The sequence below is a fragment of the Paenibacillus sp. SZ31 genome (assembly GCF_012912005.1).
Lineage (GTDB): Bacteria > Bacillota > Bacilli > Paenibacillales > Paenibacillaceae > Paenibacillus.
Window position 1 is genome coordinate 105,545 of sequence record NZ_JABBEA010000009.1, and the last position, 12,111, is coordinate 117,655.

The window sequence follows — 12,111 nt, forward strand, 5'->3', positions numbered from 1 at the left end:
TTTCATCACAAAAGGGCCAATTAATAGACCCGATGAATGATATCTTCAAAATCGGGTTCTTTCATCTCTACATCTTCAATCTGACCCCATTGCTCCAACTGTTTCAGAATGTCCATTGTGCTCCATTCCTTCCGGTTCACCTCAATGGTGACGATCTGTCCTTCCACTGTTGTAATCTGTATCGCGGACGATATAACATCCGGGATGTGAAACGCTCCCCGGAACGTTACCCGAATCAACGTAGGAAGTCCGATGGTTTCGCGAAGCGATGAGATTGTACCGTCATATGTCAGTTGACCATGGTTAATCACCATGACCCGGCTGCATAACTGCTCAATGTCGTCCATATCATGTGTGGTCAACAGAATCGTTTTGCCAAACGTTTCATTTAATGTACGTAGAAATTGGCGAATGTTCCGCTTTGCGTTCACATCCAGTCCGATCGTCGGTTCATCGAGAAAAAGCAATTCCGGATCATGCAGCATGGAAGCTGCGAGATCCGCACGCATGCGTTGTCCAAGCGAAAGCTTGCGGACAGGCGTGGTCCAGAACGATTCAAGGTCCAGCAGCTCGGCGAACTGGGACAGCCGTTTCTTTTTATCCTCGGCACGCACGCCGTACATCTCGGCCAGAATATCATATGAATCTTTCACGGGCAGATCCCACCAGAGCTGGCTGCGCTGTCCAAACACAACGCCCAGTCGACCAACGGTTCTGCGCCTGTCCTGATGTGGATTCATACCGTCAAGCCTTACTTCACCCGAGGTTGGGTGCAGGATACCTGTCAACATTTTGATCGTAGTAGACTTGCCAGCCCCGTTCGGACCGATGTAACCCACAAACTCACCTGGGCCGATATCAAAACTGATATCGCGTACCGCTTCCTTGGACACATATTCACGTGAAAATAACGTACGTAATCCAGAGAAACGTCCTTCGCGAATAACAGGAGTTTTAAATTCCTTTTGCAGATGCCGTGCTGTGATCATGTTCATGATTCGTTTCGCCTCCTTAGCTACCTGTACTTTGATATTTGGTCATACCGAATTGCCAGAAACGCAGACTTGCAGCCAAGCTCAGTACGGCAACCGCCGCAACAACTACAAGGACCCACGCTCCTCCTTCACCACGCAGCAGGTAGAGTGACGGAATGTAGTTGACGAATCCTACCGGAATCACCGTTAGCAGAATGCCAGACATCCATTTGGGATATAACGTTAGCGGATATTGGGCAGCCGTTCGTGCTGCATCTTCCGTGATCGTCTGTAATTCCTCGATGCGGGTGGTCCAGAATCCGAGTGTAGCGGTAGCGAGTCCGATGGAAAAGAGAATGACTGCCCCCGTCAGGATAATGAACAGGGAGAATGGAATGGCAGTCCAGCCGATCTGTCCGCTGTGCATCATGCCTGCCAAAGACCAGCAGAGAATGAACCCACCTTGCAAGACTTCCCCAGCCATAATGCGAAAGTTTTGCGGAAGCAGTGCCAGCAATACGGGCATGGGACGGGTTAACAGTTGATCAAGCTCACCGCCCACCAAATATTTTTCCAGATGGTGAACTTCGTTGCCGAATGTGCGGTACAGTGTTTTGGATAACGTCATGATGGCGAAGAGATAACCGATCTCATGGAGTGACCAGCCTTTAATCGCTCCGAATTTGTGCAGCACGAGAGCAACCATCAGAAACTCGGAGATCTGAATTAAAGCGGCGAGTACGGAACCCATGATGAAATTGAACTTGTATTGCATCCGGCTGCGGATGCTTGTTCGAATGAGCATTTTATATAAATTGAACCAGGAAGTTCGTTTCATCCGCCTTGCACCTCCACTTTACGACGTAACACTTGGGTGATTGCAAGACAGATCAACGTCATGAAGACACACCAAAGCAAGGTTCCCCATAGTAAGGAGCCATCTTCGAAACCAAGGTAGATTCGGGTAGGTACATAGAGTAGGAAAGGGTAGGGTGATAGCCAGGCAAGTTGTTGAAGCCAGTCAGGTAGCCATTCCAGCGGAATGAAGAAACCGGCCAGCAGATTCATCATGGCGTGATTGCCCCAGTGAAGCCAGGAAGACTCCGTGGTCCACATCGACGTAGCACCAATGATGTAGTTCATGCAGATGGACAAGTAGGCGGCGCTGGCAAGACCAAGTGCGGCATAGAACAGTGTTGAAACGTCTGAAGGCCAATCCAGGGAAAAGACAATGGAGAAGAGCAGGTAGATCGGAATACTTTTGTACACGAACTGGTAGGCGATCTGCCCCCATTCGCGTGCCATCAGGTGGGTGAACAGATGAACCGGCCTCATCAGATCCAGTGCAATCTGCCCTGTCCTGACGGTTAAGGGGATACCCAATCCGTTCGTGAGAAAACCCGAGATCCAGAGAGAGGATTGCGTGAACGCAATGTAACTGATCATCCCCTGTGTCCCGTATTCCCCGAGCGTGTGGTCGGCCCCGATGCCGATCCAAAGGCAGGCGTACATGTAACCGAACATGGCGCTAGCCAGGTTATGTACCATGTGTGCCCCTCGGTATTGCAGATTCCGGGAGTAGGCTTTGGAAGCCAGCGTGAAATAAAGCATGTGACACCTCCGATAAGTGGATTGAACGGCATTTCCGTTCACTTCAGTCAAGGCGAAAAAAGAGAGAAGGACAACAGCATACCAATTTATTCCTTCACAGGCAAGACATTTTTTTAGCTAAAAATGGAATTAATAGGGTTGTTCATGATTGCGCCACAAGACAACGGTATGTCCGTTCCTTTATAATTGAGAGGTAGTATCGCAAACGTTTACAATATGAAATATTCAAATTTTAAATAAACCGCCGGGCTTGTGCCTGACGATTGAGGATACAGAACGAACAATCCGGCAAGAGAGAAGGATGTCATGAAGAAAATTGCATGGGTCACCGATAGTACCAGTACACTGGATCCCGTTTTTGCGGAGCAAAATCATATCTACATCGTACCGCTGCGCATCGTATTTGGAGAAGAATGTTACCGGGAAACCGATGACATCACATCTGAAATGTTCTATGAGAAACTTGCGGAGGCTTCACGTGCGAGCAGTTCGCAGCCACCCATTGGCGAGTTCATTGAACTGTATGAGTCGCTCAAAGACAAGTACGATGAGATTATTACGATTCATTGCTCTACTGCACTTAGCGGAACGCTGCATACTTCTATGCAGGCTGCAGAGATTGCAGGAGTGACGGTGACCGCAATTGATTCAAAGGCAGGTGCCTATCCTCACCGTGAGATGATTATGCAAGGACTAGAATGGCAGAAACAGGGATGTTCGGCTGCCGAGATCAAAGTAAATATTGAACAGATGATTGATAACATGTCTTTTTACCTCATACCGGCCAGTCTTCAGCATCTTCACCGCAGTGGGCGGGTGTCGGGCACACAGCTGATCATCAGTCAACTGCTCAAGATCCATCTGTTGCTTCGATTCGAAGAGGGCAAAGTGGTTGTGAATGAGAAGATTCGCACGTTCAAGCGGACGAAAGAGCGCATGCTGGATATGCTCAAGCTGGATGTGGAGAAAGTAAAGCATGTGTGCATAATGCATGCAAACAATCAGGAAGAAGCTGTCACAATCAAAAAACAGATTGCTGCTCTGCTGCCTAGATTAAAGACCGAAATCATGCCGTTTATTCCTGTGGTGAGTATCCATGCAGGTGCAGGAACCATTGGACTGTGCTGGATACACAGCGAGAACGGATATAGAGATTAGACGCACAAGCCTTCATCTATAGTCGCTCATAGACCTGGCAGGAAACACACTTTATACCAAAGTGGTGCTCCTGTCGGGTTTTTTCGTATGTCATTGCCAATTCAAACAAACTGTGAGGTAATAAAGAAAAATGTTCATGTTGGAGGGGAACTTGTGTCAAGTCAACGCTTATTACTTGTTGAAGATGATCGTTCAATTAGTGAGATGGTCGGACCTTATCTGGAAAAAGAGGGATACGACGTCACGTATGCATATGACGGATTAGAAGCAGAGCGTCAGTTCAGCCAATCACAACCTGGGTATGACCTGGTTATTTTGGATTTGATGCTGCCCCGCAAGAGTGGGATGGATGTGCTGCAGACCATTCGGGCGGTCAGTTTGGTGCCTGTGCTTATTCTGTCTGCGAAGGATGGGGAGGTGGACAAAGCACTGGGTCTGGGTTTTGGCGCTGACGATTATTTGAGCAAACCCTTCTCATTAATCGAGCTGACTGCCCGTATTAAAGCTGCGATTCGCCGCGCCAATTATACCGCACAGCCTGTGGCTGAAGTGACTAAAGATCAGCGTATTCACCTCGGAGGACTTGTGGTCGACATGGAGACATACGAGGTGGAGCGTGAAGGTACACCCGTCAAGCTGACCTCCAAGGAATTTGGCATTCTGAAGCTATTGGTTACTCATCCCGGCAAAGTGTTCACGAAGGCCCAAATCTACGCTTCGGTCTGGAATGATCATTATTATGGAGACGAAAATATCATTAACGTACATATGCGTCGTCTGCGTGAAAAATTGGAGGTGGACCCTTCGGCTCCCCAGTATATCAAGACACTCTGGGGCATCGGATATAAGCTGGAGGCGGAGCAGACATGACACTGATTTTTGCCAGTACAACAGTTATTCTAGTCATTGTGGTCATTGGAATGTGGATGAGATTGCGGAAACGCAGCCAACACCTGTCTTATATTCACGAGAAAATATCCGCTATTTTGGATCAAGGCACCTTTGAGCGTTTGCTTGTATTCAACAGTGATGATCAAGTTAGCCAACTTCTGAAAGACATGAACCAGCTGCTGGACCATGCGCACCGTGCGACGGCCGGTTATGCGAACCAGGAGAAGGAGATGCGCAATATGCTCTCCAACATCTCGCATGATCTGAAAACGCCGCTTACGGTTGTGCTGGGCTATAGTGAGACCTTGCTGCACAGTCCATCATTGACCGATCAGGAACGAAAGATTATGACGGAGAAAATACAAGATAAGGCGCAGGAAGTGCTACGTCTGATTCATTCCTTTTTCGATCTGGCGAAGCTGGAATCTGGAGACACTGAGCTAGTGCTTAGTCGAGTTAATATAAGCGAATTATGCCGGTTGAAGATGATCTCCTTTTATGAAATGTTGACCAATCTCGGGTTGCATGTGCAGTTGGAGATACCTGACGGGGATATCTTCGTGCAAGCGAATGAAGAAGCAATGGACCGTGTGTTGGATAATCTCATTACCAATGGGATGAAGTATGGAGCAGAGGGTAAGGTGCTGGGGCTAACGCTCGAACATTCGACAGGTGGACCTGTGACGCTACAAATCTGGGACCAAGGGAAGGGAATTCCTGAAAGTGAGCATAGCCGTGTGTTCGAACGTATGTATACACTGGAGGATTCTCGCAATCGACTCTATCAGGGCAGCGGCCTTGGGCTGACGATCACGAAGCGGCTAGTTGAGCGGATGGGTGGAAGTATTCATTTACATAGTGTGCCACATCAACGGACTGTATTTTCGGTTACCTTAAAGGCCAGGTAGAGCCTGTTTTGGCATTTTCGGTCAAGCTTAAGGTTTTTGTAAGATTTGATTAATAAAAAAGCAGACTTTTCTCTTTACAATACAGATATAGGAACCCGGACAGGGGACGTAAAGGAGAACAAGACGATGACTTATATCGCACGAACGATAGATGTGACCAAAGTATATGAAGGGGTCGAGGTTGTATCCAACGTCAATATGAGTATTAAGCAAGGTGAGATCTATGGGTTTCTCGGTCCGAATGGTGCAGGCAAAACAACCATCATGAAGATGCTGACCAATCTGATTAAACCAACAACAGGAGAGATTGAACTGTTTGGGGAGAAGCTTACACCTACGTCCTATGAAGTGTTGAAACGAATGGGCAGCATTATTGAATATCCTTTTTTCTATGATAGGCTGTCTGCTCGCGAGAATCTGGAGCTTCATTGTGAATACATGGGATTTCACAACAAAAAGATCATCGACAACACGATGGAAACGGTAGGGCTGAAGGATACGGGCAAGAAACCGGTCAAGGACTTCTCCCTGGGTATGAAACAGAGGCTGGGATTGGCTCGTGCACTCATAACCACACCAGAACTGCTCATTTTGGATGAACCGATCAACGGATTGGACCCTGTAGGGATCCGGGAGATGCGAGATTTGTTCAAGCGCCTTAGCAATGAGTATCGCATTACCCTGTTGGTCTCTAGTCACATTCTTGGCGAGATAGAACAGATTGCTGACACGGTTGGTGTCATTCGCGGCGGTCGCTTGGTGGAGGAAGTATCGATGGAGAGCATTCGTGGAAGTCAAAATGAGTACATCGAGTTACAGGCGGTAGATATCCGCAAAGCGACTTATGTCATTGAACACCAGCTTGGTTTGAGTAATTATAAACTGGTCGATGACCAAACGTTACGAATCTATGATCCGGGAATCATTCCATCGGAACTGAACACCAAGCTGATTCAACACGGCATTGAGATCGAATCGATATCCAAACGGGCTCATTCCCTGGAAGAACACTTCATGAAGTTGGTAAAAGGGGATGAAGACGTTGCTTAAACTAATCAGACTTGAGATGCGGAAGCACCGCTTTGCACGTAATTTTGCAGGTGCAGGTATTGCCAACATAGCCATTCTTCTTTTCCTGATTATGATTGGATTCATGGATGTGGGAGCAGAAGATTATGCCTATGCCGATTACCAGACCGCCTTTATAATTATCGATACATTTGTGAGAGCGACCTTCATCATATTTGCAGGAGCTTTATTATCCAAGCTGGTGATCAGTGAGTATCGAAATAAAACCATGAACGTCATGTTCACCTATCCCATCCAGCGTCATAAAATCATCGCGGCCAAATTGGTTATTGTGTTTGGTTTTACATTTGTGATGATTATGGTTACCGATTTGTTGATGGGTTCACTGCTGTTGATTGTTAATCAATTCTACTCCTTCATTCCTGAATCACTGAGCAATCGGGATATGTTGGGACTTCTGGTGAAGTACAGTATCAGTTCTTTATCGGCTGCGTGTATGGCACTCATTCCCCTATTCTTCGGTATGCGTAAGCATTCTGTTACAGCGACAATGGTCTCGTCCATTTTGCTAGTTTCGATTGTCTGCTCCGGATTCAACGGGTCGGAAGTTTCCATTCATTCGCTTATTGTTATCCCGCTGACCCTTGGAGCTGTAGGTATATGGATTGCTTCGATGTCCATGGTTCGTTTGGAGACCAAAGATGTGAATTGATTCATTCGGAAAACCATGCTCTGTGTGGCTTCAGATGCCATTGACATCCGCTCGTACAAGGGATAGGATAATGTCAACTGAGACACAAAGGAGAATGCAACTACCATGACGATTCCAAAGACATTAACAATAGCTGGTTCGGATACGAGCGGCGGTGCAGGGATTCAAGCGGATTTGAAAACTTTTCAGGAGCTGGGTGTGTATGGCATGACCGTACTGACTACGGTTGTGGCAATGGAGCCCGATACATGGGATCACCAGGTCTTTCCTGTGGAATTAAATGTAGTAGAAGCTCAGCTTCGCACTGTTCTTGATGGCATCGGTTTTGATGCAATGAAGACAGGTATGCTCGGTTCTGTAGATATTATTGAACTGGTAGCGAAGCATATTCGCCGCAGTGGTCTGCCACAGATCGTGATCGATCCGGTAATGGTCTGCAAAGGTACGGACGAAGTACTGCAACCGGAAAATACGGAAGCGATGATCGAATTCCTGTTGCCAGGTGCCGATCTGGTTACACCTAATCTGTTCGAAGCATCCCAACTGGCGAAGAGTGGACCGATTCGCTCTAAAGAACAGATGGAAGCAGCGGCAGCAGCAATTCATGCTCATGGCTCAAAGCATGTCCTGATCAAAGACCGAGGTGTGATTAACCCGGGTAAAGCAATGGATCTACTCTATGATGGAACCAACTACGAATGGTTTGAAGCCGATGTTGTCGGCTCCGGATATACGCATGGTGCGGGCTGCACGACATCTGCGGCGATTACCGCAGGACTGGCTCGTGGTCTTTCAGTGAAAGAGGCTGTTCGTGAAGGTAAAGCATTCGTGACCAAAGCGATTGCTGGCGGATTCCCGCTGAACCGTTTTGTTGGCCCGACACTGCATGTGGCACACCGTCTGGAGCACCAACGCTAAGTGTTACCAGTGAGCGCGCAATAGCGTATCATTTCTGGATAACACACTTCGATTTCATTCAAGTAGCTGTCAATGAGCAGGAGATTGCTCGTTGATGGCTTCTTTTTTGTGCGAATTTTGATAAAAATTAGTAACTTTTGGCTTATATTAATCGTATATATCATGGGGTTCATTCCAAAACATGTCTGGACACATGAACGACACATGGAATAGGTATGTTATCATCAGAAATCGAAAAGGAGATTCGGCCATGATCAGAACAGTGCTTCTGGTGGAAGATGAAAGCCGCATTCGTGAGATTGTGGCCGATTATTTCATAAAAGAACAATGGAACGTCATAGAAGCAGAACATGGAGTACAGGCATTGGAACTATTGGCTCTGCATGAGGTGGATCTGGTTATTCTGGATGTTTTGATGCCTGAAATGGATGGATGGACATTATGCGGGCATATTCGCTCCCAATCCACCGTACCTATTATCATGCTGACTGCAAGGTCCGAGGATGACGATAAAATTCATGGATTCCAGCTCGGAGTAGATGATTATGTCACGAAGCCATTCAGTCCACGTGTGCTGGTTGCACGTGCGGAGACATTAATGAAGCGGGTTGAAGGGTCATTTGGACGAGAGCAGGGTGTGATTCGCTTCGGACAGGTAACCCTTGATCCATGGGCTCGGCGACTGGAGAAGGACGGCATTGAAGTGGAGCTTGCGCCGAAAGAGTATGATCTGTTGCTCTATTTGGTACGAAATGCAGGTATTGTATTGTCCCGGGATGCCATCCTGAATCGGATATGGGGATTTGATTTTGAAGGGGATTCACGTGTTGTGGATACTCACATTAAGAAGCTGCGCAGCAAATTGGGTGATGAAGCCAAGTGCATTCGGACTGTGATTGGCACAGGATATCGTTTCGAGGCAGAAGCATGAGAAGAAATGGCGTAACGATGAAGCTTTTCTTGGTCATGGCAGGATGTCTGGTTCTCCTATACGGAACGACGGTATTAGCCCAGTTGGTCTGGTTTCCCGACTTCTATCAGCATCAGAAGGTTAGCAGTATGAAGAAAAAGCTGTCCAAGTTCGAACAGCAATATTCCAATGGACATTGGAATGATTTGCAGCTTGCTAAGGAAACCGGGAAATTTATGCGTCAGAATCAGTCCCATCTGGTCATTCTGACGAATACCGGAAGACTGGTTAATGACCCGTTCCACATTACGCTGCTTCAGGAGGACGGGAGTCACGTGAAGGTGTCCTTGTCCTTGTTTATCAATAGTGAGAATGCAGGCTGGATTACATCCCATTTGAAATATGGGCAGGAGTTGACGGTGAGAGGCCCGGCAAGCGAATCCATGGTCTACCCATTCAAAATCCAGGATGCCAATTCTGCCGCATGGGGAACAGAAAGCTTTCAGGAATCAATTGAACCGGTAAAGGAATGGTCAGGCGTATTGACCGAGGTAGTTCTTCCTAATCTGGCAACGTGGAGTCAGAGACAGGGACTGCTGGTGCAGGCACTGGATAGCCGGTTCCCTTTGTCCACGGAAGACCAACTTGCTTTGGCGAATGGCAAAATGCTCAATGAAGAATGGACGGATAGTTGGAGCGGTGTTCGGAACGTCATCACCATTGCTCCAGTGCATCGTTCCGGGCCCGAGCAACAACTGATCTTCTCGCTTACCTCTCTACAGGAGATGAGGGAAGCGAACGAGGCAACACGTTTGTTCTATGGGTATTTTGGTATTGGCGCATTTATATTGATTCTGTTACTGGCATTGCTTCTGTCTCGAATCGTAACAAAGCCGCTGCTGGCTCTGAACCATGTCGCCAAGAAAATGTCTACGCTGGATTTCACGGTGAAATCACCCATCCGGCGTAATGACGAAATCGGTAGTCTGTCCAATAGTCTGAATGCATTATCAGGGACCTTGGGTCAGACATTGGAAGAGCTGAGGCAGGCCAACACGCAGATGCGTACGGATATGGAAATGAAGCAGCAGATTGAACAGCGTCAACGCAAGTTTTTTGCCGATGCATCACATGAACTCAAGACACCAATCAGCATTATTAAGGGTTATTCCGAAGGGCTGAAGGATGGCGTGAGTGAGAGCAAGCGGGAGCGTTACATTGAGATCATCGCCGATGAGACGATCAAAATGGAAACGATGGTTGAAGAGATGTTGGATCTGGTGCGACTGGAATCTTCTGCGGTTCAGTTGAATACGGATGCTGTTGCACTGGCTGACATGATTGAAGATATCGCTGGCCGTCTGGGTCCGCAGCTGAAGGACAAAGGATTGGATGTGGTGCTTGTATCCACAACAGAGCAGACGGTGGAGGGTGACCGGAGCAAGCTGGAGCAAGTTATTTTCAATATCATGATGAATGCTATACGTCATGCGATACCACATACCGATATAACTATTGAGATCAGTAGACGCGACGGTTTGGTTCACATTTCCATTGAGAACAAGGGCGAGCAGATTGCTGAAGCTGAGCGGCAGTTTATATGGGAGAGGTTCTATCGGGTCGAGCGTTCACGTAATCGCAAAATGGGGGGAACCGGGCTCGGCTTGGCCATTGCGAAGCAGATACTTGATCTGCATGGATGCAATTATGGAGTGGAGAATACACCGGATGGAGTCCGTTTTTATATTATTTTTCCTAAAGCCTAGTACGAAAGGGAGTCAAATCTTATGAAGTCTTTACCATCGATTTTAACCTTGGGGAATCTGAGTTCAGGCATGCTGGCAGTCATTATGGCTATTCATGGTGAATTCGCCCTGGCTGTGATGATGATATGGGTAGCGATGTTCTTTGATCTGTTTGATGGGTTTGCGGCCCGCAAATTGCATTGTGAGGGTGAGTTCGGCAAAGCCCTAGATTCGCTTGCAGATGTAGTTTCGTTCGGAACAGCTCCTGTGCTGATTCTGTACCTAAATTCCATGAATGAAGTGAGCGTGCTGGGAATGGCACTGACTGCATTGTTTCCGGTATGCGGTGCATTACGACTCGCTCGTTATAATTGTCAGAAGACAGCAAGCAGTGGTTTTGTCGGGATGCCGATTACATTTGCAGGGGGGCTGATGTCCTTTTTCGCACTTTGGAGTCCTTATTTCACGCATGGTGTAGCTTATCTTGTCATTATTGTACTATCTGGTCTCATGGTGAGCCAAATCCGATTCCCATCACTAAAACAAGTGCTAGCCTCTCATGAGAAGGATATTGTGGAACCGAAATAAGGAGCGAGTCAGTATGGAATTTGCTAAAGAATTTATTGGTCAATATGGATATTTCGCAATATACGGACTACTGGCTCTTGGTGTCATTGGCATGCCGATTCCGGATGAGGTGATGATGACGTTTGTCGGATATCTCGCCTCTATCTCGGTATTGAACTATTCCGTATCCATCGCCGTCAGTTTCGGTGGCGCATTTACCGGGGGACTGCTCAGCTATATGATCGGCAAGAAGGCGGGCAGGCCGCTGGTTGAAAAATACGGCAAGTGGGTCGGCGTCAACGCCAAACGATTCAGCAGGGTGGAGTCGTGGTTCCTCAAATATGGATATTGGTCCATCATCCTGGGTTACTTCATTCCAGGCATTCGTCATCTAATGTGCTGTTTCTCCGGGATTAGCAAGATGGCAATGGGCAGGTACGTTCTCGTATCGGGCATTGGTGCATTTGTATGGTGTGTTGTCTTTATCTCGATTGGTTTTTATGTCGGTGTGTTAACTTAAAATGGGACAGCCTGTTGCAACAACGGGCAAAGATCGAAGACCTCTTGAGTGTAAGGTGGTCTTTTTTTGTTTTTTACGAGTTTAGCGAACTTGAGTGAGTAACGGGTACGGACGGCTAATTTTGTGAAAATACAAAAAGCCGCTCTGACCATTTCCAACCTTCGCGTT

General features: G+C 47.3%; 13 protein-coding genes. 10 read left to right on the forward strand and 3 right to left on the reverse strand.

Translation table 11 applies throughout. The annotated features are described in order from the left end of the window. Positions 1–20 precede the first annotated feature (20 nt). From HF638_RS17895 to HF638_RS17905, 3 genes are read right to left on the reverse strand one after another with little or no spacing between them, the layout of a single operon-like run. Complete coding sequence (locus HF638_RS17895; protein WP_169481504.1) at positions 21–989, reverse strand: ABC transporter ATP-binding protein; 969 nt, start codon at positions 987–989, stop codon at positions 21–23. 22 nt (positions 990–1,011) lie between these two features. Further along, entirely contained in the window at positions 1,012–1,812 is an 801-nt protein-coding gene (locus tag HF638_RS17900; RefSeq protein ID WP_169481427.1) for an ABC transporter permease, read from the reverse strand. Next, complete coding sequence (locus HF638_RS17905) at positions 1,809–2,585, reverse strand: ABC transporter permease (protein ID WP_169481428.1); 777 nt, start codon at positions 2,583–2,585, stop codon at positions 1,809–1,811. Before HF638_RS17905 ends, HF638_RS17900 begins: the two co-directional genes overlap by 4 nt. A 306-nt stretch (positions 2,586–2,891) precedes the next feature. Here HF638_RS17905 and HF638_RS17910 point away from each other — a divergent pair, with 306 nt between their 5' ends. The 10 genes from HF638_RS17910 (at position 2,892) to HF638_RS17955 (ending at position 11,943) form a co-directional block, all read left to right on the forward strand. After that, the gene (locus tag HF638_RS17910; RefSeq protein WP_169481429.1) at positions 2,892–3,743 is read left to right on the forward strand and encodes a DegV family protein; all 852 of its coding nucleotides are present in this window, start codon (positions 2,892–2,894) and stop codon (positions 3,741–3,743) included. 204 nt (positions 3,744–3,947) lie between these two features. After that, positions 3,948–4,613: a response regulator transcription factor gene (locus tag HF638_RS17915; RefSeq protein WP_248278197.1), complete on the forward strand. Its 666-nt coding sequence runs from the start codon at positions 3,948–3,950 to the stop codon at positions 4,611–4,613. Further along, positions 4,610–5,542 carry a sensor histidine kinase gene (locus HF638_RS17920; RefSeq protein WP_169481431.1) on the forward strand — a complete coding sequence of 311 codons (933 nt, stop codon included), beginning with the start codon at positions 4,610–4,612 and terminating at the stop codon, positions 5,540–5,542. Before HF638_RS17915 ends, HF638_RS17920 begins: the two co-directional genes overlap by 4 nt. Positions 5,543–5,668: 126 nt before the next feature. Continuing rightward, positions 5,669–6,592 carry an ABC transporter ATP-binding protein gene (locus HF638_RS17925; protein ID WP_169481432.1) on the forward strand — a complete coding sequence of 308 codons (924 nt, stop codon included), beginning with the start codon at positions 5,669–5,671 and terminating at the stop codon, positions 6,590–6,592. Then, a complete protein-coding gene (locus HF638_RS17930) occupies positions 6,585–7,283 on the forward strand; it encodes an ABC transporter permease (protein WP_169481433.1) in 699 nt (232 codons plus the stop codon). The genes HF638_RS17925 and HF638_RS17930 overlap by 8 nt, the downstream gene beginning before the upstream one ends. A 105-nt stretch (positions 7,284–7,388) precedes the next feature. After that, positions 7,389–8,201, forward strand: a complete 813-nt coding sequence (thiD, locus tag HF638_RS17935; RefSeq protein WP_169481434.1) for a bifunctional hydroxymethylpyrimidine kinase/phosphomethylpyrimidine kinase — start codon at positions 7,389–7,391, stop codon at positions 8,199–8,201. Between the two features lie 250 nt (positions 8,202–8,451). After that, positions 8,452–9,132 carry a response regulator transcription factor gene (locus HF638_RS17940; RefSeq protein WP_169481435.1) on the forward strand — a complete coding sequence of 227 codons (681 nt, stop codon included), beginning with the start codon at positions 8,452–8,454 and terminating at the stop codon, positions 9,130–9,132. Then, positions 9,129–10,877 carry a sensor histidine kinase gene (locus HF638_RS17945; RefSeq protein ID WP_169481436.1) on the forward strand — a complete coding sequence of 583 codons (1,749 nt, stop codon included), beginning with the start codon at positions 9,129–9,131 and terminating at the stop codon, positions 10,875–10,877. The genes HF638_RS17940 and HF638_RS17945 overlap by 4 nt, the downstream gene beginning before the upstream one ends. 21 nt (positions 10,878–10,898) lie before the next feature. Beyond that, entirely contained in the window at positions 10,899–11,444 is a 546-nt protein-coding gene (gene pssA, locus HF638_RS17950) for a CDP-diacylglycerol--serine O-phosphatidyltransferase (protein ID WP_076333600.1), read from the forward strand. A gap of 13 nt (positions 11,445–11,457) precedes the next feature. After that, complete coding sequence (locus tag HF638_RS17955) at positions 11,458–11,943, forward strand: DedA family protein (RefSeq protein WP_062836407.1); 486 nt, start codon at positions 11,458–11,460, stop codon at positions 11,941–11,943. Positions 11,944–12,111: the final 168 nt, after the last annotated feature.